This is a genomic window from Pseudoalteromonas sp. UCD-33C, from assembly GCF_001306895.1.
GTDB lineage: Bacteria > Pseudomonadota > Gammaproteobacteria > Enterobacterales > Alteromonadaceae > Pseudoalteromonas.
The window spans coordinates 38,594-65,426 of sequence record NZ_LJTB01000013.1; the positions used below are offsets into that span (position 1 = coordinate 38,594).

At 42.6% G+C, this 26,833-nt stretch carries 23 protein-coding genes; 14 read left to right on the forward strand and 9 right to left on the reverse strand.

Annotated features, from left to right (window positions below):
• Nucleotides 1–35: 35 nt before the first annotated feature.
• Nucleotides 36–443, reverse strand: a complete 408-nt coding sequence (locus AOG26_RS17615) for an MAPEG family protein (protein ID WP_054563692.1) — start codon at nt 441–443, stop codon at nt 36–38.
• Nucleotides 444–678: 235 nt separating this feature from the next.
• On the opposite strand from AOG26_RS17615, the gene AOG26_RS17620 reads away from it, so the two are divergent.
• Nucleotides 679–1,557: a DMT family transporter gene (locus tag AOG26_RS17620; protein ID WP_082401736.1), complete on the forward strand. Its 879-nt coding sequence runs from the start codon at nt 679–681 to the stop codon at nt 1,555–1,557.
• Between the two features lie 40 nt (nt 1,558–1,597).
• On the opposite strand, the gene AOG26_RS17625 is transcribed toward AOG26_RS17620, so the two are convergent.
• A complete protein-coding gene (locus tag AOG26_RS17625; protein ID WP_054554646.1) occupies nt 1,598–1,915 on the reverse strand; it encodes a DMT family transporter in 318 nt (105 codons plus the stop codon).
• Entirely contained in the window at nt 1,915–3,447 is a 1,533-nt protein-coding gene (locus AOG26_RS17630) for a carbon-nitrogen hydrolase family protein (protein WP_054563693.1), read from the reverse strand. The genes AOG26_RS17625 and AOG26_RS17630 overlap by 1 nt, the downstream gene beginning before the upstream one ends.
• 260 nt (nt 3,448–3,707) lie before the next feature.
• Between AOG26_RS17630 and AOG26_RS17635 the strand changes: the two genes are divergently transcribed.
• A complete protein-coding gene (locus tag AOG26_RS17635; protein WP_235575514.1) occupies nt 3,708–4,808 on the forward strand; it encodes a GGDEF domain-containing protein in 1,101 nt (366 codons plus the stop codon).
• Here AOG26_RS17635 and AOG26_RS17640 read toward each other — a convergent pair.
• A complete protein-coding gene (locus AOG26_RS17640; RefSeq protein WP_054563694.1) occupies nt 4,801–7,083 on the reverse strand; it encodes a penicillin acylase family protein in 2,283 nt (760 codons plus the stop codon). The genes AOG26_RS17635 and AOG26_RS17640 overlap by 8 nt on opposite strands.
• A 165-nt stretch (nt 7,084–7,248) precedes the next feature.
• Between AOG26_RS17640 and AOG26_RS17645 the strand changes: the two genes are divergently transcribed.
• The 6 genes from AOG26_RS17645 to folX all read left to right on the forward strand — a co-directional run bounded on the left by AOG26_RS17645 (nt 7,249) and on the right by folX (nt 14,062).
• Nucleotides 7,249–10,614, forward strand: coding sequence for an ATP-binding protein (locus AOG26_RS17645; RefSeq protein ID WP_054563695.1), 3,366 nt, complete (start codon nt 7,249–7,251; stop codon nt 10,612–10,614).
• Nucleotides 10,615–10,629: 15 nt separating this feature from the next.
• Entirely contained in the window at nt 10,630–11,256 is a 627-nt protein-coding gene (locus AOG26_RS17650; RefSeq protein WP_054563696.1) for a YceH family protein, read from the forward strand.
• A 66-nt stretch (nt 11,257–11,322) separates the two neighbouring features.
• Nucleotides 11,323–12,159 (forward strand): ammonia-dependent NAD(+) synthetase, encoded by an 837-nt coding sequence (gene nadE / locus AOG26_RS17655; RefSeq protein WP_054563697.1) that lies wholly within the window; start codon nt 11,323–11,325, stop codon nt 12,157–12,159.
• Between the two features lie 248 nt (nt 12,160–12,407).
• Nucleotides 12,408–13,127 carry a dihydromonapterin reductase gene (gene folM, locus AOG26_RS17660; protein ID WP_054563698.1) on the forward strand — a complete coding sequence of 240 codons (720 nt, stop codon included), beginning with the start codon at nt 12,408–12,410 and terminating at the stop codon, nt 13,125–13,127.
• Nucleotides 13,128–13,145: 18 nt separating this feature from the next.
• On the forward strand, nt 13,146–13,700 hold the full coding sequence (gene folE, locus AOG26_RS17665) for a GTP cyclohydrolase I FolE (protein ID WP_054554638.1): 555 nt from the start codon (nt 13,146–13,148) through the stop codon (nt 13,698–13,700).
• 2 nt (nt 13,701–13,702) lie between these two features.
• A complete protein-coding gene (gene folX / locus AOG26_RS17670) occupies nt 13,703–14,062 on the forward strand; it encodes a dihydroneopterin triphosphate 2'-epimerase (RefSeq protein WP_054554637.1) in 360 nt (119 codons plus the stop codon).
• On the opposite strand, the gene AOG26_RS17675 is transcribed toward folX, so the two are convergent.
• Together AOG26_RS17675 and AOG26_RS17680 are read right to left on the reverse strand one after the other, a co-directional pair.
• The gene (locus AOG26_RS17675) at nt 14,059–14,493 is read right to left on the reverse strand and encodes a YqaA family protein (protein ID WP_054563736.1); all 435 of its coding nucleotides are present in this window, start codon (nt 14,491–14,493) and stop codon (nt 14,059–14,061) included. The genes folX and AOG26_RS17675 overlap by 4 nt on opposite strands.
• Nucleotides 14,494–14,550: 57 nt before the next feature.
• Complete coding sequence (locus AOG26_RS17680; protein WP_054563699.1) at nt 14,551–14,922, reverse strand: DUF4870 domain-containing protein; 372 nt, start codon at nt 14,920–14,922, stop codon at nt 14,551–14,553.
• Nucleotides 14,923–15,127: 205 nt separating this feature from the next.
• Here AOG26_RS17680 and AOG26_RS17685 point away from each other — a divergent pair, with 205 nt between their 5' ends.
• Genes AOG26_RS17685 through AOG26_RS17700 form a run of 4 tightly spaced genes read left to right on the forward strand, consistent with a single transcriptional unit; the run spans nt 15,128 to nt 18,803 of the window.
• The gene (locus AOG26_RS17685) at nt 15,128–15,829 is read left to right on the forward strand and encodes a spondin domain-containing protein (protein ID WP_054563700.1); all 702 of its coding nucleotides are present in this window, start codon (nt 15,128–15,130) and stop codon (nt 15,827–15,829) included.
• Between the two features lie 9 nt (nt 15,830–15,838).
• On the forward strand, nt 15,839–16,543 hold the full coding sequence (locus AOG26_RS17690; RefSeq protein WP_054563701.1) for a spondin domain-containing protein: 705 nt from the start codon (nt 15,839–15,841) through the stop codon (nt 16,541–16,543).
• Between the two features lie 59 nt (nt 16,544–16,602).
• A complete protein-coding gene (locus AOG26_RS17695; RefSeq protein ID WP_054563702.1) occupies nt 16,603–17,328 on the forward strand; it encodes a response regulator transcription factor in 726 nt (241 codons plus the stop codon).
• On the forward strand, nt 17,328–18,803 hold the full coding sequence (locus tag AOG26_RS17700) for a sensor histidine kinase (protein ID WP_054563703.1): 1,476 nt from the start codon (nt 17,328–17,330) through the stop codon (nt 18,801–18,803). Before AOG26_RS17695 ends, AOG26_RS17700 begins: the two co-directional genes overlap by 1 nt.
• A 21-nt stretch (nt 18,804–18,824) precedes the next feature.
• Here AOG26_RS17700 and AOG26_RS17705 read toward each other — a convergent pair whose 3' ends face one another.
• Both AOG26_RS17705 and AOG26_RS17710 read right to left on the reverse strand, forming a co-directional pair.
• Nucleotides 18,825–20,990 (reverse strand): S9 family peptidase, encoded by a 2,166-nt coding sequence (locus AOG26_RS17705; RefSeq protein ID WP_054563704.1) that lies wholly within the window; start codon nt 20,988–20,990, stop codon nt 18,825–18,827.
• Between the two features lie 129 nt (nt 20,991–21,119).
• Nucleotides 21,120–24,824, reverse strand: coding sequence for a S8 family serine peptidase (locus AOG26_RS17710; RefSeq protein WP_054563705.1), 3,705 nt, complete (start codon nt 24,822–24,824; stop codon nt 21,120–21,122).
• A gap of 247 nt (nt 24,825–25,071) precedes the next feature.
• Here AOG26_RS17710 and AOG26_RS17715 point away from each other — a divergent pair, with 247 nt between their 5' ends.
• Both AOG26_RS17715 and AOG26_RS17720 read left to right on the forward strand, forming a co-directional pair.
• Complete coding sequence (locus AOG26_RS17715; RefSeq protein ID WP_054554628.1) at nt 25,072–25,542, forward strand: DUF2721 domain-containing protein; 471 nt, start codon at nt 25,072–25,074, stop codon at nt 25,540–25,542.
• A gap of 103 nt (nt 25,543–25,645) precedes the next feature.
• A complete protein-coding gene (locus AOG26_RS17720; RefSeq protein ID WP_054563706.1) occupies nt 25,646–26,098 on the forward strand; it encodes a c-type cytochrome in 453 nt (150 codons plus the stop codon).
• Nucleotides 26,099–26,155: 57 nt separating this feature from the next.
• Here AOG26_RS17720 and AOG26_RS17725 read toward each other — a convergent pair whose 3' ends face one another.
• Complete coding sequence (locus AOG26_RS17725) at nt 26,156–26,806, reverse strand: cytochrome b/b6 domain-containing protein (RefSeq protein ID WP_054563707.1); 651 nt, start codon at nt 26,804–26,806, stop codon at nt 26,156–26,158.
• Between the last annotated feature and the right edge of the window lie 27 nt (nt 26,807–26,833).

Sequence of the window (26,833 nt, forward strand, 5' to 3'; positions counted from 1 at the left end):
AGTAACCACTTAAGACCCTAAAGCAAGCGCCTTATTTAAGCCGCTTGCTTTGTGGTTTTTGAATATTTGCTCTTAGCTAAAGACAAAGAGCAATCATAGCCAACAAGCCAAACTAATGAACGTAAAATATCCTGGTTTATGTAGTAGAAAATACAATACAACACACGGGCAATAACATGCACAATCGCTAGGGTCTCAGTTACCTGATAGACATTATTGCTACCTATAACGACTGCCAGAGCGACAGCAAAAATAATCAGCGATTCAAAGCTATTTTGATGTGCTGCCAACGCACGAGCACCAAAGCCGGTTAGTTTAGCTTGTTGCTCGCGTGGGTGCTTATTGTCGTAGCCTGCCAACTTATTTTGTGCAAAAGCCACAGGCGCTTTGGCTAAATAGGGTATGAGTACTGCGATGAGTGCACAGATAATCAGTGTGGTCATGATATTTCCTTATCTTTTAACTGTAATACCCTACCCTAGCGTAAACAAAAAAAAGCCGCTACTTAAAACAGCAGCGGCCAGCAATAGCATCATTGTCACTATAGTCTAATGACGGCATAAAAGCCCTGCGGCATATTGTCACAGCTGAGTTTTTCTCAAGTTGGTCGATAAGCTAATGCTCTCATACTTTGGTTTTGTTACTCTAAGCGCCTCTCCTCATTAATTTATTTTCAATATGACTTGGATTTTCTTAACTATTTTTGCGGCATTTATGCAGTCGTGGCGCAATGCACTGCAAAGTAAACTGAGTGCAACAGTGAGCGTTGCAGGGGTAACGCTTGCTCGCTTTATTATTGCCAGCCCGATTGCTGCCCTGTATTTATTTGTACTTTATCAGTATCAAGACGCCGCACTCCCTGACTTTAATCTGGCTTTTATTGGCTACATTGTTGGCGCCAGTATCGTCCAAATCGTTGCCACCGGTTTGATGGTAAAACTGTTTAAAATGAATAACTTTGCAGTCGGTGCCGGGCTTGCAAAAAGTGAAGCGCTGATGGCGGCCATTTTAGGCGTTATGTTCTTCGGCTCAGCACTCTCACTGCTAGGTTGGGTTGGCGTATTTATTGGTGCAATTGCGGTATTGCTATTAAGTGGCATCGCGAATGTTAAACACTTTAATTTGGGCACCGCACTGCTTGGGCTTGCTTGCGGCACTTCTTTTGCTCTTTCATCGTCATGGATCCGTGAGGCAAGTTTAAATTCAGGGCTGACTTTCCCACACTCGGCCGCTTGGGTGTTGTTACTGATTATCAGCTTACAAACCTTGATGCTGTGCGTGTATATTGCATTCAAAGAACGCGATACATTTAAGAAAATGTGGCATCACAAAGGCACTACTACCGCTGTTAGTGTTTGTAGCTGTTTAGGTTCAATCGGTTGGTTTAGCGCTATGAGCTTGCAGCATGTTGCTTATGTAAAAACACTGGGGCAGATAGAAGTATTCTTTACCATTTTGGTATCGATTCTTTGGTTAAAACAACCTTTAAAGCGCCAAGACACGGCTGGGCTTGTGTTGATTGCACTGGCAGCCATCCTGGTAATGCTACCAAATTAGGCTTATTCCTAGTCATTAAAAAAGCGGCTATGCCGCTTTTTTAATGACTAATTTTTAGGGTTATTACACCGCTAATTATCAGCAATACTCCGGCAATACGGCCAAATGTGGCGGCATCCCCATAAAATAAAATACCAACTAAGAAAGTGCCTGCTGCTCCTATGCCTGTCCATACCGCATAAGATGTTCCCATCGGAATATCCTTTTGCGCCAACCACAGCATAAAACCACTAGCGACCATAAATGCGACGGCTATCGCAATGCCTAACCAGCGACTGTCTGCCTGTTGAGACATTTTAAGGCCAACAGGCCAGCCAATTTCTAAAAGACCTGCGACAATTAAATACAACCACGCCATTAGTGATCTCGCTTTTTCAAGATCACGTCATACAGATCTTCACGGCGGTCTTTTAAGTTTCTAACAGTACCTTCACTGTGAAGGATTTTCAGTTTATCCATATCTAAATCACTGAATAACAGCATTTCGGTATTCGGTGTTGCTTCATTCAAGGTTGCATCATGCGGGAACGAAAAGTCAGAAGGGGTAAGCACTGCTGATTGCGAATACTGTACGTCTAAGCTTTCTACTTCAGGTAAGTTACCAACCGAGCCTGCAATCACAACATAACATTCATTTTCAATTGCGCGTGCTTGTGCACAATGGCGTACACGTAAGTAACTATTTTTTGTATCCGTCCAAAATGGCACGAACAAAATATCTAACCCTTGCTTAGCGAGAATACGTGACAGCTCAGGGAACTCTACATCGTAACAAATTTGAATACCAATACGACCCGCATCCGTTTCAAATACAGCAATTTTGTCACCGCCTTGGATCACCCAGTCATTTTGCTCGTGAGGGGTAATATGAATTTTGCGCTGCTCATCAATTTTACCGCTGCGGTGGCACAAATAGCTGACATTATAAATCTTGTCATCTTCTGCGAGTGGCATGGAGCCTGTGATAATATTGGCATTGTATTCAACCGCCATGCGTGACATTGCATCACGGAAGGTTTCTGTGTACTCGGCCAAATAGCGAATAGCTTCCGTTTGATTACTTTGTTCGGTAAGACCCATTAACGGGGCATTGAAAAATTCCGGAAACAGAATAAAGTCACTCTTATAGTCAGACACCGTATCAACAAAGTATTCCACTTGCTTGAGCAGCTCTTCAACAGACTCAACACAGCGCATTTGCCACTGTACAGCACCGACACGCACAATTGATTTAGTCGACTCAAGTACCGTATCCGTCGGCTCAAACATAATGTTATTCCACTCTAGTAAAGTGGCATAACCTACTGACTCCTGATCTTCAGGAAGGTATTTTTTAAGTAAACGTTTAACTTGGAAATCATTAGATAACTGAAAGCTTAAAATCGGATCGTACAGCTCTTTGTGGTCAACTTTTTCGATGTACTCCATCGGCGACATCTCTGCACTGTGATTGTAATAACGCGGAATACGCCCACCCGCTAAAATAGCGCGTAAGTTATACTGACGACATAGCTCTTTACGTGCATCGTATAAGCGACGACCCAGTCGCATCCCTCGGTGAGTTGATGAAATCACCACATCTAAACCATAAAGTGCATCACCTTCAGGATCACTAAATACACGGTCATGACCATCAACAATGTCTTCGTAGGTATGTGGGTTAGAAAAGCGCGCGTAATCAACCTGTACACTCAAGGCAATGCCCACTAAAACACCATCGTCAACAATACCTATTTGCCCTTCCGGAAACTGGTCTATTAGCCTAAAAATAGTATGGCTTGGCCAAGCACCACCAAGCCCTGGGTACGCTTGATCCATGAGGGTCTTTATTTGTGGGTACTGTTCTTTGGTTAGATTACAGATCTCTAAATGCGTTTTTTCCGCCGGCATAGCTACTCCTTTTTAGGCGCGAGAGAATAATCACAGCAAACATTGCTCAGCATGTTTCTAGATTAGCTTTAACTAGAGTGGCATCAAATGCCCACTCTGCCAAGCCCCAAGCTTAACAAACATGATGTGAACAGGCGCTTAGCCTCATTCATAAACATCAGTGACATGCGTTTACAAAGCAAAAGCGAGCAATTATAAACCTGCATTGCTCAACTTTTCATCTATAATTACGCTACTCTCCATGTGTATTTGAGGTTGGATTGATCAAACACTTATTAAAACAATCAAAGCAATCTGGCTTAGAAGAGATTGAACACGTTAAATTTCTGATTATTTCTAAAATCGCCTATTTCGCGTTGATTGTTCATGTCTTGCTGATCCCCGTATTTGCTCACATAGGTGCAAATACGCTTGCTTTAGTGAATATTTTGAGTGTGCTTGCTTGGGCAAGCGGCATCTTTTTAATTAAGCAAGGACTAACTTCGCTAGCACTTAGAGTATTTTGTCTTGAAGTAATTATTCATGCAGTAATTGTCTGTGCCACCCTTGGCTTAGGCGCAGGGTTCCAGTTTTACCTTTGGACTGTGTCTTGTATTTTAATGATCGATTATCAATTAACCTTTAAGCGTGCAGCTTTATATAGCTTAGTGATGATTGCGATATTCGCCCTGCTATATGTATTTTTTTCAGATGTTCAGTACAGCTTTGCTTACCCAGAATTACTACCACATGTAAATGTAATCAATATTATTATTGCCGGTTTACCTATGGTCTATGGCATGGGTCTAATCAGAGAAATCACTTTGTCGCAACGGGTTGAGTTAACAGAAATGGCAGCCCGCGATCCACTCACTAAGCTCTACAACCGCCGTTTTGCAAAAAAATTAATCACTGCTGCACATCAAAAAAGTATTGAGCAAGAGAGCAGTCTTTGTATTGTTATGGCTGACATCGATAAGTTTAAAAGTATTAACGACAATTATGGCCATGAAAAAGGTGATACGGTGCTCGTTAATGTTGCAAGGCTAATTCGCCAATTTATTGATGATGAAGATATAGCGGTACGCTGGGGTGGTGAAGAATTTTTAATTTTATTAACTAATACAGATGCAAAGCAGGCCTTTACAAAAATTGAAACCTTACGTTTAAGAATCGCCGAACTAGAGGCGCATCATGAATTCCCCGATCTCAATGTCACGATGAGTTTTGGGCTTATTGAATGGCAACCGCTCGCTTCAATAGAAAAAATGCTACAACACGCTGATGAAGCGCTGTATAAAAGTAAGCATGCAGGGCGCAACCAAACAACTATTGCTAAAGGCCATCGCCCTGCTTTCAAAGATGCTGATGCGGTTAATTAACCGCATCTATAGTGATACTGTGGGCAATCTCCTGCGGTAATAATGGCGTTAAACCATTACTGACATAATCGTTAAACCCGGCACGATAAAATTCTGACAATGGATGCCCCGACTGCCCACCCGGAATAGCCATGATCGCTTCATCTAAGTGCCCAGGTTGAACAATAAAGCGCTGTGAAGCACCAAAGCTACGTCCTTGCACCGAAGGCATAAAAGTATCACCAAACCCAGGCTCCGTAGGCATATTCAATAAGCTTTTCAGTGCGGGTATTTGCTTGGCAAATGGGTGCTCAATCACTAATTCGTTAACCTTGCCCCACTCCCAGCTATGCGGGTTGTTACCGTATTGCTCGGTTAGTTTAGTGATAACGCGATCAAAAGCTCCTATCATTTGCTGTTGCCAGTTTGCATACTCAGGGTTTAACCATGCCTGAGGCTGCGCTTCGATAAGTTGCCAAACAGCAGGTTCTAAGTCTCGTTTTACTGGTTTTAAGCTACTATCGAGAGCTTTTAGCTTATTCTCTAACGGGCTAAATAAGCCGTTAATCACTTCACTGCGGTAGCGCTTTACTAAGGTGTAGCCAATTGAGTCGCTACAAGCACACGCCTGCCAATTATTTAGCTCTTTTAAATACAGGGCATATTTATCGCCTGCAGTGCTAAGCTGTTTGACCAGCTGTTTATGCCAAGCCGTTAAGAAACGCGCTTCGTTATCATGTTGTAAGTCATAAAAATCTTGTTCGTTGAACTGTTGTTTTTCAAATAAGCGGTCGCGAATTTGTGCCGAGCGAGCCCCCATGGCATAAGCACCATTACCAAAGCGCTGGTCATCCTCTGCGGAAACAACTCGTGAGTTGCCCGTCCATAAACGGCCACTTTCTGGGTTTTTAACAAATGGACGCTGGGTTTCGTTTTCGTGCCACTGTGCAGGATACGCTTGCTCAGCCACAGCTAATTGATGGGGCTCTTTACGGGCAGGCACGGCTCCCATATTCTTCCAAGCTGCATTACCTTTATCATCAACAACCATCAGATTTTGTACAGGAATACCCACCTCAGCAGCAAGCGCTAGTGCATCATCAACCGTGTTTGCTTGCTCAAGCTTAAGTAACTCCATATCAACCGCATACTCATGGTGGGCAACCCAACTTAGCGCATAAGGTTTGCCGTTGATTTCTGTAACTGGGCCATACTCACTCATGGTTAAAGCGTAATTTTCGCTGTTGCCGTCATTGAGTAAGATAGGTTCATCTATCTGCCAGGTTTTCTCTTTACTCTCAAGAGCTATCCAGTCGGCTGTATCTAGATAACCATTGGTGAATCCCCAAGCTATCTTATTATTGGTACCAACAACAATGGCAGGAGCCCCAGGTAGTGACACACCGGTGATTTGCTGCATTTCACCATTGAGTGGGTAATTGAGCTGGGCTCGGTACCAAATGATTGGCACAGCAAACGATAAATGCATATCGTCAGACAGCATTGCAGCACCTGTTTCAGTTAACTGTCCAGTAACCGCCCAGTTATTACTGCCAAGTTCCTTTCGGTCTGCAATGTCAGTCATAGCCCATTGAGCGTCTTTGAGATTAGGAATACCGCCGTTATAAGGCGCTAATTGGCTATTATCGAGTGCCGCTTGATAAAGGCTAGGCTGAGTAATAAAGTCAACCATCGCCTTACCATATAAATCTTCGATTTCGATCAGTGTTTTGTCGCGCTCAAAGGTGGCCGTTTGTAAATCTAAATACATACTAAAAATGATTAGTAAGCTGTCTTCGCTTTGCCAAGGTTTTGCTTCAGCGCCTGTGAGTAAATATTCAAAGCTATCGAAACCCACTTGCGCATGGCCTTCATTAACCCCATTCGCGTACGCTTTTAATAGCGCTTTATCTTTAGCAGGTAACTGCGCGACAGCAATCTGACTGCGTTTACGTAACTGATGAAAGCGCATTTTTTTATCAAGCCCAACGGCAGCTTTACCAAATAACTCACTAAGCTCACCTGCAGCATTACGGCGCAGTAAATCCATTTGAAAGAATCGGTCCTGACCATGAGCAAAACCAAGAGCATAGGCTGCATCTAATCGGTTTTCGGCATGAATAACAGCCTGTCCTAAGGTATCTCGCTCAATCTTAATTGATTGCGAAATAGCGTCGCTTTTACCGCGACCATCAAGTGCCGGTAAACTTAAGTTTAATACGCCATAAACAAGCCCCGTTGCGAGTAACATTACAACGAACAAACCTATTAGTAACCATTTGATTATCTTAAACATGCCAATTATCCTTGCGCTAAAGTAACACTATATTAACCTGAGTTTTGTGAAAGAATAGTGTTGCGATACAAATAATTGAAATTAGGTTTATAGATTTGCTGTTCATTGTTAATTACCACAGAAATTGTCTATAGTAGGTAAATAGTATAAAACCTGATATTTCTCATGCCGCTAGCAACCGAAACAGATAATAAAAAACTACAAAAACTGAAGCTAGCCTTCTGGTTTTCACTTGCCTGTATCATCGTGATTGGTCTTGTAATCGACCAAATTAATTACAGCCGCGAGAAAGATACTTTTCGTGCACAGGAACTGGCAAAAGTAAGTGCCTATCGTGCAGAGCTCGAAGCCACCTTAATATCTAACATTCAACTTGTTAGGGGCCTTGCAGTTGCCATTGCAGCCGAACCCAATTTAGACCAAGCCCGCTTCACGCAAATTGCCAGCCCTTTATTTTCAACGTCTTCAGAGCTTAGAAACATCGGCGCGGCCCCTGATATGGTTATTCAGATGACTTATCCTCTTGTGGGTAATGAGAAATCTATCGGGCTAAACTTTTTAGAAAACCCAGCGCAGCGTGACGACGCAATTAGAGCACGAGATGAAAACCGTATTGTTATGGCCGGCCCCTTAGAGTTGGTGCAAGGTGGTCAAGCATTAATAGCAAGAATGCCCGTATTCACTCCACCAGAACTCACTTTTTGGGGGCTCCTCTCTGTTGTTCTCGACATAGATAAAATCTACACAAACTCGGGGTTAATCGCACTGAGTCAGCATTATGATGTTGCCCTACAAGGCAGAAATGGCCTTGGTGCTAAAGGTGATTTTTTCTTCGGCTCTAAGGACGTGCTCAATACCAACCCTCTGAGCTTTAGAATTAACTTTCCTGGTGGTGAGTGGCAGATGTACGCCACACCAAAATCTGGATGGCAGCCACCAAGTTCTGCTATTTGGCCGCTAAGACTGGCCATTATTTTATTCTGTATCTTGTTTGCTGGCGCCTCTGTATTCTTTTTACGCATGGTTGAAAGACAGTACAAAAGCGAACGTATGTTAGAAACTATGAGTAGCCTTGCTAAAGTCGGCGCTTGGTCTTTTAATCTAGAGACAAGAACCGTCTATTGGTCTGATATGACCAAGCAAATTTTTAAGTTTCCTCTTAATGTACAACCAGAGTGGCCTGCTAACTTTACACATTTTAAGGCTGGTGAAAGCCGGGATAAAATTCGTCGCCTTAACGAGCGTGCAATCAAGTATGGTGAGAGTTTTGAGACTCAAGTGCAAATCATCACTGCTGAAGGTGATGAAGTTTGGGTGCTGCTACATGGTGAAGCCGAGCATAAAAATGGCCGTTGTATAAAGCTTTTTGGTTCACTACAAAATATTGATACCCGTAAGCGAGGCGAGCTAGAAAACAACAAAATAGCCTTACATAATGAGATTTTAGCCTCTCTTACCGTTAATGATGCTGTACTGACGGGTAACCTTAACTTATCTAAACATGTGATTGTGCAAGCAATTTGTCACGCTTTTGATATTGATCGCGCGAGTATTTGGCTATTTAGTGACGATCGCCAATCGCTCAATACTTTTGCTATTCACGACCAAAGCCAGCCTGAATTTAACGAGCCGATTTCACTGCAACAATTTGAATTTCAAAATTATTTTGATGCCATTAACAATCATGCTGTAATTAATGCCAGTGATGCACAGCAACATCCACTGACTAGTGACCTACGTAGCAACTACCTTGATTGGTATAATATACGCTCAATGCTGACTGTGATAATCCCCACAGGTAGCAAAACAATGGGGGTTGTGTGCGCCGAAAAATGTCATAACCGCAGACATTGGAGTAAAAATGAAGAAAGCTTTTTAATCGCAGTTGCGGCACTCATTGGTAGTTTACACGCAAGTCAGCGCCGTATAGAGACCGAACAACAACTCGTTCAAGCAAAAGAAGCTGCTGAACAAGCAGTAAAAGCCAAAAGTGAATTTTTAGCAAGCATGAGTCATGAGATCCGCACCCCTATGAATGGCGTGATCGGGATGCTCAATATCATCAAACAAACCAAACTAGACACCCAGCAAAACCACCATATAGATTTGGCGCAATCATCGGCTGAATCACTATTGCATATCATTAACGATATTTTAGATTTCTCCAAAATTGAGGCCGGTAAGCTCGATATTGAAAATGTTAGCTTTAATGTATCAAAACTACTTGGCGATACTATCGAATCGTTTGCCATTAAAGCAGAACAAAACAATACCAAGTTGCTGCTAGATACCACACACCTTAATCACGGCTTTATCATTAGCGACCCTAATCGGATTAGGCAAATCATCAATAACCTAGTTAGCAATGCGGTTAAATTCACGAAAGATGGTGAGATAATTGTTATCGCCAAACTCGAAACAAACAACGAAGAATTGTTCTTGAACTGCTCTGTTATTGATTCGGGTGTAGGTATTAAGCCTGAAAAACAAGCCGCTCTATTTGACTCATTCACGCAAGCTGATGCATCAACTACACGCCAATACGGCGGTACAGGGCTTGGCCTTGCAATAGTAAAACAGCTGTGTCAGTTAATGGATGGTGATGTCAGTGTGGTTAGTTCATACGGGGAAGGCAGCACCTTTAATTTTACTGTAAAAGTTAAACGTGATCATACAAAGCAAGCGCCAGAGCCAAGCCACATTATAGATAAAAAGCATATTTTAATTGCTGATAATTGTAAGCTCAGTATCAATATTGCCAAAAAGCAATTACAACTATGGGGGGCTGAGGTCGAGACCTATACTGATATGCCAAGCTTACTCAATCGTGCTGCAATGCCAACCGATAATGGCTGCGATGCAATTTTAGTGGATTATCTTTTTTATAGCAGCGCAACAAAAGAGCACCAACAAGCATTCTTAAAATACTTTAATGCCACCAGCTGTAAACGAATTTTAATGGCCCCAATGAGCCTTACTGAAAAACAAACGAGACAAACATTAAAAGTTGAGAGTATTATCTTTAAACCATTAACGCAGTCTGATTTATTTAATTCACTGGCGAACGACAAATACATTGAACAGCAGCAGGTTAATAAAGAGGCCTTAATAACCAAGGTCGTGACCAGTAGCGATAATACTGAGTCGCAAGTCTTGCTGGTTGAAGATAATAAAGTGAATCAGATGGTGGCAGGTTCGTTGCTAAAGCAAGCAGGCATTAGTTTTGATATCGCTGAAAATGGCCTTGAAGCGATTGCAAAACTTTCAAGCCGAGAGCAAAGCCCCTACCAATTAGTGTTAATGGATTGCCAAATGCCAGAAATGGATGGTTACCAAGCAACGCGAGCCATTCGGGCAGGTGAAGCAGGCGCAGCTCATCAGGGGGTTAATATCGTCGCACTCACTGCAAATGCGATGCAAGGTGACAAAGAGCGTTGTTTAAACGCAGGTATGAACGACTATGTCACCAAACCCCTTAAATTTGACTCGCTCAATAAAAAGTTAACAGTGTGGCTAAGCACTGAAGAATAAAAAGAGAGTAAAACCATGCAATTATCATCAATTCAACAACGTGTTATTGGCTGTTTACTCGAAAAGCAAAGTACAACACCCGAACATTACCCGTTATCTTTAAACTCACTGACTAATGCATGTAATCAAAAATCTAACCGTGAGCCAGTATTGTCTCTCACTGAAGCGCAAGTACAAGATACCCTCGATGAGCTTATTGCATCACGGTTAGTCACTGTTGATGAAGGGCTGTCAGGGCGTGTAAATAAATATGCTCACCGCTTTTGTAATACCGAATTTGGCAGTTTGCAATTTACTGAGCAGCAACGCGCCATTATCTGTTTGTTACTGTTACGTGGCCCGCAAACACCAGGCGAACTGAGAACTCGCAGCAACCGCCTCGCTGAGTTCAGTAATGTAAATGAAGTCGAAGCCGCATTAAATGCACTTATAGAGCAAGAACATGTGGCACGCTTAGCACGAGAGCCTGGCAAGCGAGAGAGCCGCTACATGCACTTATTTGTTGACCCAGACAGCATTACTGAGGACATGGCTGCTAAAGAGCCTGTTCAAGATAACAGTAGTGAAGTGCAACAATTACGAAGCGAAATCGAAGATCTTAAGCAACAAATTAACGCAATAAAAGCGCATTTAGGTCTTTAATAAAAACCGCGCCCGTAACATAATGTACAAGACGCTGACAACCACAACGAAAATAGGAGCTCTACCATGCGTGCCGACATTCTGGCGGAAATGAAAGTCCAACCAACTATTGATGTAAAAGCGGAAATCACCCGTCGTGTTAACTTTCTTAAAAGCCGACTTATTGCTGCGCACTCTCGCTCACTTGTATTAGGGATCAGTGGCGGTGTTGACTCATCAACCTGTGGCCGTTTATGCCAATTAGCGGTGGATGAATTAAACCAAGAACATAACACGAACGAATATCAATTTATTGCCGTGCGCTTACCTTACGGCGTACAAGCAGATGAAGACGAAGCACAACTAGCCGTAGATTTTATTCAACCAAGTAAGCGTATGACGGTTAACATTAAAGCGGCTGTTGATGGCATGCATGAACAAGCAATGGCAGCTGTAGTTGGTGGTGGTGCTGAATTACCAGAGCAAGCTAAAATCGACTTTATCAAAGGTAATGTAAAAGCACGCCAACGCATGGTTGCGCAGTATGAAATTGCCGGTTTCAGCCAAGGCTTAGTTGTTGGTACCGATCACAGTGCTGAAAACATCACTGGCTTCTACACAAAATTTGGTGACGGAGCATGTGACTTAGCACCTTTATTTGGTTTATCAAAGCGTCAAGTTCGTGCGCTTGCTGAGCACTTGGGAGCGCCAGCTGTACTTGTGCATAAAGCCCCAACGGCCGACTTAGAATGTGATCGCCCAGGTCTAACTGACGAAGAAGCGCTTGGCCTCACTTACGATCAAATTGATGATTTCTTAGAAGGTAAAGAAGTCAGCAATGAAGTAGAAGAAAAGCTAACAGCAATTTACTTACGTACTCAACATAAGCGCCAAGCGATCCCAACGGTATACGACGAGCTTTAAAAACAGTTAAAACACTAAAAGGGCAATAATCATTGCCCTTTTTCCTTCCTCGTACAGACCCTTAGCAATATTCAAAACCTTCAATCACTCATTATCGGCCGCGCTAAATGATCTAGAGCGCTATGCTTGACGTAAAAGTTAGCAACATGATTGCAGTAAAGATGAAATAGTTCTGTAATTTGGTTTATAGTTGTTACAGTTAAGTACATTACATTTCAAATCAAAAATCTAAGGTTTTATATTAGTTTATGTCATCGCCCATTTTAATTACTGGCGCAGGCCAACGTATTGGACTCGCTCTGGCCGAGCACTTTTTAGCGCAAGGGCAAGAAATCATAGTCACTTACCGTACCCGCCATGAAGCAATTGATGTGCTTGCAGGTAAAGGCGCTATTTGCATCCATGCTGATTTTAATAGTGACCAAGCTATCGGGCATTTTATCGAAGAATTAAAAACCCATACCAACCAGCTCAAGGCAATTATCCATAATGCGTCTAGCTGGGATTGCGAAGCAAATAACCACGATTACGCAGACCTATTCGATAACATGATGCGTATCCACGCCAAAGCGCCCTATTTAATTAATTTAGCAGCTTCTGATTTGCTACTGCATTATCAGCAAAACAGTGGCCAAGCCGCAGATATTATTCACTTAACCGATTACGTAGTTGAAAAAGGCAGCCCTAAGCACCTTGCTTATGCAGCAAGCAAAGCAGCGCTTGATAATTTAACCAAGTCGTTTGCCGCTAAATTTGCACCAGCCATTAAAGTGAATGCTATCGCCCCTTCGTTAATTATTTTTAACGAACACGATAGCGACGAATACAAAGCCAAAACATTAAAGAAATCGCTAATGGGCATTGAGCCCGGCTGCGCCGAGATTATTAACAGCGTAGAACTATTACTAAGCAGTCACTACATCACAGGTCGCTCTATGCCTGTTGATGGTGGCAGACATTTAAAATAACGAATTACTGAGAAAGCTATGCACGATGATTTAAAAAATAGTTACCAACAAATAATTACCGCAGTAGGTGAAGATCCTGCTCGTGAAGGATTACTCGACACACCAAAACGCGCAGCAAAAGCGATGGAGTATCTGACTAAAGGCTATCGTCAAACATTAGATGAAATTACCAATAATGCGGTATTCACTTCAGATGCCGATGACATGGTCTTGATCCAAGACATTGAGCTTTACTCTATGTGTGAGCACCACTTGCTGCCATTTGTTGGCCGCTGCCATATCGCTTATATCCCTAACGGCAAAGTGCTTGGTTTATCTAAGTTTGCGCGAATTGTTGACATGTATGCGCGTCGTTTTCAAATTCAAGAGCAATTAACCCATCAAATTGCTAAAGCGGTTGAAGAAGTAACTGGCGCGAAAGGTGTTGGTGTAATCGTTGAAGCAAAACATATGTGTATGATGATGCGCGGCGTTGAAAAGCAAAACTCAAGCATGCGTACATCGGTTATGTTAGGTAACTTCAGAGCCGATCCAAAAACCCGTAACGAGTTTTTACAACTAGTTAGAGGGTAATGATGGCCAATGCAATTATTAATGTCACTAATCTCAGGCTACGAACCTTTATAGGTTTTAACCCTGAGGAACGTGAGAAAAAACAAGATGTAGTGATTAACTTAGAAATTCACTACCCTGCTGATCAAGCTTGTGAAACTGACGCAGTCGATAAAGCGCTAAACTACAAGACCATTACTAAAGAAGTGATCAGCCTTGTCGAAGAAGGCCACTTTTTGCTGTTAGAAAAACTGGTTGCTGAAATTTTAGCAATTTGCCACCAGCATCAAAGTGTTCACTATGCCAAAGTACGCGTCGATAAACCTCATGCGCTGCGCTTTGCAGATTCAGTATCACTGACCCTTGATTGGCAAAAAAGCTAGAATAACTTTTCTAGTCCTACCGCAAAGGCAAGCACAGCTAAATAACGTGCGCCTTTGCCTAGGCTCACGAGTAACAAAAAGATTGAAAACTTAACCCTAAAAATTCCGCCAACAACCGTTAAAGGGTCGCCGACAATAGGCAGCCAAGCAAATAGCAAACTGTAAATACCGTATTTATTAAATTGCTGTTCGGCTTTGTCTATCGACTTTTGTGAAACAGGAAACCATTTACGGTCTTTAAATCGCATAACCTGCGTGCCCAGCCAATAATTCACACAGCTCCCGAGCACATTACCCACAGTCGCACTTAGCCATAACAGCCAAAGTAGATAGTCACCACTGGCTATCATTGCTGTCATCACTAATTCTGAAGAGCTAGGTAATAAGGTTGCGGAAATAAACGCGCTGAAAAATAACGATAAGTAGGCCATAAACATCACATAAAAAAGCTCAGCAAATGGCTGAGCTTTTAGTATATGGCAATTAGTTTACTTTATAAATTCTATCGCCATAGGGTATTTAACTTCTTTACCATCATTGGCTTTAATCGCCGATACTACCACCATAATCAATGAGAATAGCGCTACTAATGGCAGCAGGATGACTCCAACGACAACAAACATCAGCATAAAGCACACAATGTAAGCAATCATCATGGTTAATTGAAAGTTTAATGATTTGCGACCATGCTCAGCAACAAGTGGCATTTCTTCTTTTTTTACAAGCCAAACAATCAAAGGCCCAATCACCGAACCAAACGGGAAAAGCAAGCCTGCTAAGGCACTTAAGTGACAAAACATCGCCCATGTGCGCTGCTCTTTGTCTGCCACAATTATTTCAACTTTTTGATTATCATCCATTTTAAATTCCTTGTTATGGGTCTGTTTGTTTCTCTACTATAAACCGTAATGACTTTTTACCCTAGTTAAATTGGTTAAATTTAAAACTCTCAACCAGCAAAAAAGGCTGTAATCAACGTTGTGATAAAAATGTGATAACTTCGTGAGGGTTTCTGGATATTGCTATTCGATACTGGTTTTGAATCATCAAAAACAGGAATCTCACATGAAAGCTTTACCTTTAACTTTATTCGCTGCATGCGCAGTAACTAGCCTTGCAAGCCAAGCTGCTGAGCTTGATATAAAACTAACTAACCTCACGCAAGGTTTACACTTTACCCCTATTCTCATTACTGCCCATAACAGTGACAGCAAACTTTTCAGCGTTGCTATGCCTGCTTCAACAGCCCTACAGACTATGGCTGAAGGTGGCAATCTCGAGCCATTAATGACTGAAGCCACAGCCGCAAACAGCGACATGGTTGCCAACCCAGCTGAAGGTTTATTAGCCCCAGCAAGCTCAACGGTGGCGAGCTTATCCACCAAGGATGGCAATAACTACTTATCTCTAACAGCCATGCTACTGCCTACCAATGATGGCTTTGTAGGTTTAGATAGTTGGATGATCCCAACAGAAGCTGGTACCTACACTATTTATCTTAATGCCTATGATGCGGGCACCGAAGCCAATGATGAGCTTGTTGTTGAGGGTTCAGGTATGCCGGGTACGCCAGGCATTCCTGCCGCACCGGGTGGTAATGCAGGTATGAATGGTAGCGGCGTCACCAGTAGCGAAACCAATATGATGGTGCATATTCATCCGGGTAATTTAGGTGACGACGATTTAGAAGCAGGTATGAGTGACCTCGACAACACCGTACACAGATGGTTAAACCCAGTTGCGATGCTAACAGTTACGGTTAAATAGGAGGTTATTATGCGCTTTTCAAAAAGCTTAATTATCCTCGCACTGAGTGCCAGCCTTGCGGCCTGTGGGGATTCAGATAATAACGAGGTGGAAGTAACAGATCCTGTAATGCCCGTTATGAGCTATGAATTTACAGTACAAGTTACGAATTTAACCAATGCCCAACCATTGTCACCGATTGCAGCCATTGCTCACTCTGAGGGTATGCTTTGGCAAATAGGTGAACCAGCTTCAGCTGCGCTCGAATTAATGGCTGAAGGAGGAGATAACAGTGAATTATTAGCAACTGATTTTGCTATGGCCTCAAGCTCAGCTGAGAGTCCACTCCCTCCAGGTGAGCAAGTCACTTTAATGCTGAGTACTGAGCAGCTTGATTCATTAAAAATCAGCTTAGCGACCATGTTGGTGAATACAAATGACGCGTTTACCGGTCTTAATGCAATAGACGTGTCTTCGTTAGCGGTTAATGAGTCACTGTCTCGCACTAGTTTTGCCTATGATGCAGGCACAGAGGCTAACTCTGAAGCACAAGGCACGATCCCAGGCCCTGCCGACTCAGGCGAAGGCTACAACGAAATGCGTGACGATATTAACCGTGTTGCAATGCACCCAGGTGTGGTTAGTCAAGATGATGGCCTGACAAACTCAGTGCTCACCAGCCAGCATAAGTTTGATAACCCGGTTGCTCGGATCACGATAACGCGGACGCAATAATAATCGCACTCCTTACACAGAAGGTCATAAGGATGTGCCTCTGTGATTTGGAGTGAGCCATGCGCCAAGAAAAATTATTAATCGTCGAAGATGATAGAGCAATCCGCCAACTTATCAGCACACAATTGCACTGCCTAAACTTACATATTGATGAAGCCTCGAGCGCAGAAGCTGCAATAAAGAAGCTTGCCAGCTCAAGTTATGGCTTAGTACTGCTTGATATTAACCTGCCACAAATGGATGGCTTGAGCTTATGTCGCAAAATTAAAGAGCACTACCCAAGTATTGCCGTTATTTTACTGACCGCACTCAGTAGCGATATGGACAGAGTGATTGGTCTGGAGATGGGCGCTGATGATTACATTTGCAAGCCGTTCTTCGCCAGAGAATTACAAGCACGAATAAAAACACAATTACGGCATAGGTCACAGCTTATAGCAGCTCAATCACACCATGAAGATAACGCTCAAGCGGCAATCCAGTTGGGTGAACTGCACATTGAATTTGCCAGCCACCAAGCATTTTTAGCTGACCAAGCAATTAACTTAACCGCCACCGAATTTGATTTACTGGTCTACTTTGCCAAACACCCAAACCATGTTTTTAGCCGCCAACAGTTACTTGACCAAGTATGGGGTTATCAACACAGCGGCTACGAGCATACGGTTAATTCCCATATAAACCGTTTACGCAGTAAGTTTGAGCAACATCACTCAGCCAATTTTATCGAAACAGTTTGGGGTGTAGGCTATAAATTAAACCCCGGTCAATTGAGTGCAAACTAATGAAATCAATGACGCTTTATCAAAAACTCGCTTGGTCATTAGTGCTTATTTTTAGCCTGTTGTGCGCACTGGTTTTAAATTGGAGTAAGCAGCTAGAGCAAAGCTCGGTACACCATGCTCAGCAAAATTTGCACCTCCAATTAGCCGAACATTTAGTGCATGATAACCCACTGATCCAGCAAGGTGTGTATGACTATAAGGCACTAGAAAACTTATTTCACACGCTGATGATACTTGGTCCGGCATTTGAATTTTATTTTGTAGATCCAGAAGGTCATTTACTGACTTATTCCGCCAAACCGGGGCAAGTCGTGCGGCAACAAATAAACTTAAGCCCGATACAGCAGCTGCTCGACAACCCCACTGCCACGCCAATTTATGGTGACGATCCACGTAGCAACGATGGCGTAAAAATTTTTTCGACCGCACCAGTTTATAATCAGCAACAACTGCAAGGCTATTTGTACGTGATAATTGGCGGGCAAGCTTACGATACAACCCTTAAAAACATTAAAGCCAATGATAACCTTTGGCTAGCCGCAATGTGGTTTGTAGCCGCCTTAGTTGCGCTCTTTATTGCGATGTTGCTGTTGTTTCGGTTTTTCACTTTACCGTTAAAAAAACTCAATAAAGAGCTTAATAAAATAGAAGCAGCGAACTACAGCCTAACCAGAATGTCATTGGATTCTAGCTACAGTGCTGATGATGAAATTGGCAATTTAAGCAAAGGCGTCAATGCCATGCTGGCGCGTATTGATGAGCAGTTTCAGTCATTACAGCAAGCCGATAAGCAACGCAGAGAGTTACTCACTCACTTATCACATGATTTACGTACGCCGCTATCTTCACTGCACGGCTTTTTGGAGGTGATCAATAAACCGGATAGCCACTTAAACGAGCCTGAGCAACGTCATTATCTCAACCTTGCAATGGATAACTGCCAGCAACTAAAACAGCTGATTGAACAAATTTTTGAGCTGGCTAATTTAGAGTGCGGCCAAGTGAAAATACAATCCGAGACCTTTAATTTGGGCGAGTTAATTTATGATTGTGTGGCAAAGCTTGCTCTAACAGCGCAATCAGCGGGAATTTCACTCAAAGTTATTCCTGAAATCTGCGATTTTACCGTGACAGCAGACATTGCAAAATTAGAGCGGGTACTTACAAACTTAATCGAAAATGCCATTCGGCACACCCCACATGGCGGTGAAATTGCCGTTAAGGTTAGCCAGCAAAGTGATCAGTTATACGTAGCAGTGTCTGATACCGGGGTTGGTATTCATGAGGATGAACTCAATGCGATTTTCGAACCTCACTATCAGGCTCGTAATAGTATAAAACGAGGCTCAACTGGCTTGGGACTTGCTATTTGCAAGCAACTGCTCACCCTAATGGATAGTGAAATAAACGTAAAAAGTACCTTAGGAAAAGGCAGTGAATTTCGCTTTAATTTAGCTATGCAGGCACCCGCTTAATCACGGATGCCTGCGTTGTTATTATTTTTCGATACCCGCCAAATCGAGCATAAAGGCGTAATATAAAGCGGTATCTTGCAAGCTTTTAAAGCGCCCAGAAGCACCGCCGTGCCCTGCTTCCATGTCGGTTTTGAACAGCAACAGGTTATCATCGGTTTTATATTCACGTAGCTTAGCAACCCATTTTGCAGGCTCAAAATACTGAACTTGAGAGTCGTGTAAGCCGGTGGTGACTAGCATATTTGGGTAAGCCTGCTTCTTAACTTGGTCGTACGGGGAATATGACAGCATGTAATCGTAATAGACTTTATCGTTCGGGTTACCCCACTCGTCATACTCATTCGTTGTCAGTGGCAAGCTGGCATCTAGCATGGTCGTAACTACATCAACAAAAGGCACAGCAGCAATCACCCCTTTATAAAGTTCAGGTGCTTGATTCACAACAGCCCCCATTAGCAAGCCTCCTGCACTGCCACCCATGGCAAAAATATTATCCTTATCACCATACTTTTGAGCTGCTAATGATTTAGTCACATCAACAAAGTCATTAAAGGTGTTTTGTTTTTTCAGCAACTTGCCGTCTTCGTACCAAGGACGACCCAGCATTTGTGAGCCACGGATATGCGCAATCGCAAACACAAAACCACGATCAAGTAAGCTTAATCGAGAGCTAGAAAAGCTCGGATCCATGGTCGCACCATACGAACCATAACCATATTGCATAAGCGGATTCGAGCCGTCTTTTTTGAACTTGTCTTTACGATAAACAAGGCTCACAGGAACATCGACACCATCCCTAGCCGTCACATAAACTCGCTCAGAGGCATAGTTGTCAGGATTGAAATCACCTAATACTTTACGTTGCTTAAGCAGTGTTTTTTCGCCACTTTCTAGGTTGATATCGTAGCTGCTGCTTGGCGTCGTCATACTTGAATAGTAAACACGTAAGTTAGAGTTATCTAACTCACGATTGCCATAACTGAAGACCATGTAAGTTGGGTCATTAAATGCAACGACTTGCTCTTGTTGGTTACGAAGGTCACGAATAGTAATTCGGGTTTGCCCCATTTCTCGCTCTTCATACACCAAGTGATTATTAAATAACTCAATGCCTTCAAGTTTCACGTTATCACGACCAGCAATTAGCGTTTGCCAGTTAGCTTTATCATGAGCCTTATCGCGGTGAACTTTCATCAGTTGAAAGTTAACTGCATTTAAATTAGTAACGATGTAGTACCAATCGCCTAATTTACTGATGTCATATTCAAGCCCAGCTTCGCGTTCAATAAAACGCTTTGGCATTGCTTTGACATCATTGGCATCAATAACCGACACACCCGATGCACTGGTACTGCCATGGCTAATATAGATTTCTTGTTGGTCTTTACTCTTATAAATACCGGTGTAGTAACTGGTATTTTTCTCTTCGTAAACGAGTTCGTCGTCGGCTTGAGGGGTGCCTAGTGTATGGCGATATACTTGGTAGCCTAACAGCGTTTGTAGGTCTTTTTTGATGTAGTAAAAGGTTTTGTTGTCATTAGCCCACACGACATCACCTTCTGTACCTTCAAGACTCTCTGTGAGCATTTTACCTGTGGTTAAATCTTTTACTTTAATTGTGTAAATACGACGACTCACAGTGTCTTCACCATAAGCCAGCAAGTTGCCATTTGGGCTGACAGCTAAACCTGTTACGGCAAAATAGTCATGATTTTTAGCAAGCTCATTCACATTCAAGATAACCTGCTTACCTTCCCCTTGGCTATCTTTGCTGCGCACATACACTGGGTATTCGTCATCACCGCGCGTTTGTGAGAAATAGTAATATTCCCCTTTTTTTGTCGGTACCGTATCGTCATCCTTCTCAATACGCCCTTTAAGTTCTTCGAACAGGGTGTTTTGTAGTGTTTGTGTATGCGCTAACTTGCTTTCAACATACGCATTTTCAGCATTCAAATGCGCAATAACAGCGGCATCTTTGCGCTTATCATCACGCATCCAATAGTAGTTATCGATACGAGTGTCACCATGAATGGTCATTTCATGAGGTATTTTTTTGGCGACGGGTGCTGCAATCTGAATTTGCTCTGTAATAACGGCTTGTTCTTTATTATCGGGGACTTTATTACACGCTGATAGAACAGCTAAAGAGAGTGCCGCAAGGCAAAGTGAATGGCCAACTTTCATGGGATTCCTGTTTTCGTTTTATTATTCTGTCTCCAATATAAGTAAAAAAACTGCAATATATAAGTAGCCTTTGTGAAGCAATGTAAAAAGGGAGCCGAAGCTCCCTTTTATCACTTATTTATCAAGTAATTACTTTTGCTTACGACGACGCATAAATGCGAACGGTGCAGCAAGTAATGTTAACCATGCTAGTGAGCCTGAAGAAGATTTTTTCTTCTCTGGTTCTTCAGCTACAACATCTTCTGCCGGGTCTTGTGTTACTGCAATAGTAATCGTCACCGCTTCAGACATATTGCCTGCAGAGTCAACTGCAGTTACTGATACTTCGATAGAGGTTGTTTGCTCATAATCGATAGCACCCGCAACCATTAACTCACCTGCATCACTGATGCTAATGCTATCACTACCTGTCACTTCATATGTTGCGATAGGAGTCAGATCAGCATCTGGGTCAGTTGCAGTCACAGTACCAATTACAGTACCTTCTGCGGCATTTTCTTGAACAGAGAACTCACCAAGCTCAGCATCGATTACTGGGTTAACTTCTTCTGGCTCGTCAGCAACGTTCATAACTTCAACAGTCACCATCGCTGATTCAGAGATATTACCTGCAGAATCTACCGCCACAACTTCAAGCTCAATGCTCATCATGCCAGCATCGTAGTCAAGCATGTCGCTGTTTATAACAACAACATCACCTGAAGCAGTCACTGAAACAGCTGAAGAAGTAGAATTAACTACAATGTATTCAGCGATAGGGTTAGCAAGCTCAGCACCATATGTTGCTTCTAATGTGCCAATCACTGTATCTACCGCAGTATTTTCATCTACAGAGAATGATGCATCATCAAGAACTGGGGCAACATCAGCATCTTCGCTTGGTGTTGCTGCGTATGCTTTTGAGCCTGAGTCAGATAAGATCATGAAGTCTGCACCAGCGTTCAATAGTGTTGCAGAAGCGCCTGGCTCTAATGAGCTAACTACTTCGCCTGATTCATCAACTAGAGCTGCATATACGTCACTTGATGCGTCAGTGAATGTATATGTGCCCATTGCAACATCGCCTTCGCCTGATGCAATTGGTGTCCACGTTGCTTCTTCTGTACGGAAACGTACATTTGCAGTTGCGCGGCCAATATCATCAGCAGTAAGGCCAAATGCACCTAGACAGCTTTGCATTGTGAGGTGGTTATTACCTATGATTTGGTAAATATTATCAAGGTTACCTGAAGAGCTACCGTAGCCATGCGTAAAGGTAATTGCTGTACCTGGCTCAACATCATAGAACCATTCTAACTTACCATTTTGTACCGTTACATCGTATGTACCATCTTGGTCTACGTCGAAGTCAGCCATGAAGCCACCCACGTAAGAGTGAGTAATACCTTCATTCATCACAAGGGTAGTCAAAGTTACATAACCGCTATCACAGATATCAGTAGACACTGCAAATGTTTCGATTGATGCACCAACTAAATCAAAGCGTTGGTCTTCATCTACATCATCAGTCATTACTGTAGGAGCAAATATTGGCTCAAGTGCTACAGCACCTGTATTCGTTAACTCATGAGCAACACCATTATCTGTCGTCATTACTGGCATGAAGCTCATTGCTGCATTTGCTTTTGGTAATACGTGGTATACAAGGTGGAATGCTTCATCACTACCATCAGAGAAGATTAACGCACCATCAAGCTCTAGGTTAGTTAAATCAGCCGTAGCATCTTGTGAGCCGATATTGTCATCCGTTAATGTCCACTCAGGTAATGTTGCAGGATCAATCGTCGCTGTCACATCAAATGACATAGTTTGGCCTGCTGGCACTGTAATTGACTCTGGGTAGTCAAGAGAGAATGAACCACGTTCAACATCATCTGCATAACGCTGTTCAAGAGAAAGTGTGTACACTTGGTCTTCGTTAGAGAAGTTCTTAACTTGAACTGTTTTAGTAAGCTCAACTGTTTCAGATGCGTTTACTAAACCAAACGAAAGCGCTGCTTGTTTAGTATCTGCAGCCCAAGCAGCAACTGGTAAGTTAGCCGCTTTATTTACATCAACAAGACCCGCACCGATATAACTAATTGGTGCAAGCTCAGCGTCAGGGTTAAGCGCTAACGGCTCCATAGTCACATTTAGGTTTGCCGTGTTCATTAACGTCGCTTTAATTTCAAACGCGTTTCGCTCTGGCAGCGCTTCTTTTAATAAGCTCACCGCACCTGCAGTAATAGGACCCGAGAATGAAGTACCTGTTGCACCAGTAAGACCATCACCAAGACCAGGGTGAGCAGTCATGATATTAACACCTGGTGCTGTAATTTCAGGTTTTAACAGACCGCCCATTGAAGGGCCACGTGATGTGAAGTCAGCAATAGCACCAGAAAGAACTAGACGTTCAACTGTTAGGTTAAATGTACCGCCCGCTTTAAGTGCTGTACCTGCAGCAAATGTTACACCTACAGAAGGGATAGTTACAGTCGGATCTGAACCGCCCATAGGTGCTGGCGTGCCATCATCATTATTGTTTGCAATTATAACAAACTCTGCGCCTTTAGCTTGTGCTGCTAATACTTTAACTGTGAATGCACATGCACCACGGTCGATGATAACGCCTTTGCCTGTAAAATCTACGTCGTCAGCAAACGCTTCACAAGCCGTTTGATTCGCATCAGGGTACACAAGTTCCAAGTTTTCATTAGTGTAGTTAAATGCCATCTGTGGACCAAAGCTGGCCGGCTGTACAATCGCTTCTTCACCATCAACTGTACCGCTACCAATTGATTCTTCACCGGTAGGGTGAGTCATCGCACCTACTGAAAGAGCGTTTTCAGTTGTACTTGGACCACCAACGATGAATGGGTAAGCGCCATCATTACCTGCAGAGATAACAACGTTTGTGCCAAGTTTAACCGCTTGGTTGATGAACAGGCCAACTGCATCGTTTGCAATATCACCGTAATCACCACCGAGAGACATGTTGATAACATCAACACGGTCACTAATGTCGCCATTGCCATCAGGGTCCATTGCACTCTCAAGCGCTAGTAGTTGTGCAAGGCCAGGACAACCGCTATTACATACAGAGTAAACAAATAAATCTACGTTTGGCGCGATGCCATTAACAGAGTGAGAAACGTGTGTACCGTGGTTAGTTGTCACATCAATTGGATCATCGTCATAATTGATGTAGTCATAACCGCCTAATACTTTACCTTGTGGCCAATCAACTGAAGCAGGATCAGCAATTGCTGCAGCATACGCTTCGTCAGTACCCGCACCACCAAAGGCTGTATGAGTGTAGTCAATACCTGTATCAAGAACAGCAACGCGAACACCTTCACCTGTTGCTAAACCGTTAGATACTAGCGGAGTTGCTTCAATATAGTCAGCGCTGTCAGCAACATGCAACTCATAGTCGTATACTGGGTAAATGCCTTCTACTTGAGAATTTGATAGTAACTTAGCGACGTCTTGCTTATTACCATTTACCACAACAGAACTTACTAGCGTTGAAGTTTTAGCAACAACTTGAAGAGGCAAGTCCATACTGTTAATTGCTTGCTCTACGCTTGCTTGTGCTATTTTAGCTTGCGCTTGAATTGACGCTACATCCGCGCCCATTGTTTTTGCATTGATACTTGCAGGAGCATTTAACTTAATTAACCAACTTGTTGCTTCACTGCGAACTTTTTGTTCTTTCTTAGTTACCGCGCTCGCTTTGATTAATTTTTTACCGGCAAGATTATATTTAGAAAAGTCATTAGCTTGTGCACTAGCGCACATTGCACTTGTCACAGCCAAAGCAACTGCTGTTCTTTTTATTAGATTATTAGACATGGGTTCCCCTGGGATATGTTATGTTATCGTCTAAATAGTGATTGAAACAAAGTTTCAGAACTAATATAAAACGGAAACACAAACAAGAACAACATTTCAGTTACAAAACAATTACAAATATTTAAGATCGAAACACACAAATAATCACAACCCACTGTTTATAAATAACTTTACATGGTGAAGAGCAGTTGTAAATGTTTGTAAATGAAAATTAGGTGTTGAGTTTTAATAAATAGAGTACTTTCAAATGAATTCAGAAGTAATCAACATTCTTACCATGGCAAAAGTAATTCAAACTGCTGTTGCACCCGTCTTTTTAATTACCGGTATTGCAGCAACGTTAGGCGTGCTTTCAAACCGCTTGGCACGTATTACCGATCGAGCTCGGCAGTTAGAACGTAAACTTAAAGTCAGTACTGATGAAGACTTCAATAAGTCATTAACAACAGAGCTAAGGGCACTGTTGAAACGCTCTCGCTGCATTCATATCGCCTTTAGTTTAAGTGTACTCAGTGCCTTATTAGTATGTGCTGTGGTTATGTGTCTATTCTTATCACATATTCAATCTATCAACTTGAGCGTGACAATTGCTAGCTGCTTTGTGGCTGCTATGGCGCTTTTGATATGTGGATTTTTATCTTTGTTATGCGAGGTTTTCTTAGCCACCAGAAGCATGCGCCGTGGCATGATCTTCGCCGATATTGATATTAATGATTAAATTAAACTTAAGTTAAGATTAACCGCAATACACTTGAATATTATATTGAGCTAAGATACAACTCAGTTAGTTTACTTTTATGACATCTTAAGGGGCAAAAGGAATGAAATTAAAACAATTAGTAGTGGGTGCAATGCTTTCAACAATGGCATTTGGCGCATCAGCAAATTCTGTATTTGAAGAGCCAAGCGATGCAATCGAGTACCGTCAGGCAGCATTTTCAATGATCCGCGTACAAATTGGCGACATGGGCGATATGCTAAAAGGAAAAGTACCTTTTGATGCAGAACGTTTTCAAAAGCGTGCCGACAATGCAGCGGCATTATCTAAAATGCCTTGGGAAGCTTTCGTAGCGGGTTCTGACAAGGGTGATACATCTGCACTTGCAGCTGTATGGAGCGACAACGAAACCTTTATGAAAAAAGCAGTTGCTTTCCAACAATATGCAGATGAGCTAGCAGTTGCAGCACAAAGCGGCGATAAAAAAGTAATTGGCAAAGCATTTGGCGCATGGGCTAAAGGCTGTAAAGATTGCCATAAGTCTTTCAAAGACTAGTTAAAAATTTGAACTAAAAAGGCGCTTATTAGCGCCTTTTTTAATGTCTTGAATTACCTACCCAAGCAAATAGCTGAGTGGCTCTGCACCCCAAGTCGTAAATAGCACCACTAAGCACACTGCAAAAATAACAAAAGCTATCAACGGCGATTTTGTAACAGGCTCAGTAACCGCAACTTGGTCGCTACTGCCCGTTAGCATAGGTTTCACTAAGTTTTTTCCTTTAATGCGGTAAATCACAATCGCTATTACATGCAACACAATGGCATACAACAAAATATCAAAGTTTAAATGATGTAACCAACCGGCAAACTCTACGGTATCTGAGGATACATGCTCAACGAGTGGACCATCCGTTAAGATATCGTCACTGGTCATTAAGCCAGAGGTTAACTGTACGATAAGTAACGCAAAAAAGGCTATCACCATATAACTACCCGCCGCGCCATGACCCGCCTTATGTTCATTGCTTGTAAACGATTTAATTGCGGCGATTGGTGAATGAATCAGCGCAGACAGCTTTGCCGTTTTACTACCAATAATGCCCCAAACAAGACGTGTAATAATAAGCGCTAGAGTGAAGTAGCCTGCAGCAAAGTGCAGCTCCAACATACCTTCTTCAGCACTAAAATAGAGGGTTGCGATGGCCGCAACTAATAACCAATGGAAGCTTCTTATAAAGCCATCCCATACTTTAACTTTAGACATTGTAACTTTCCCTTTAAAAGACGCTAA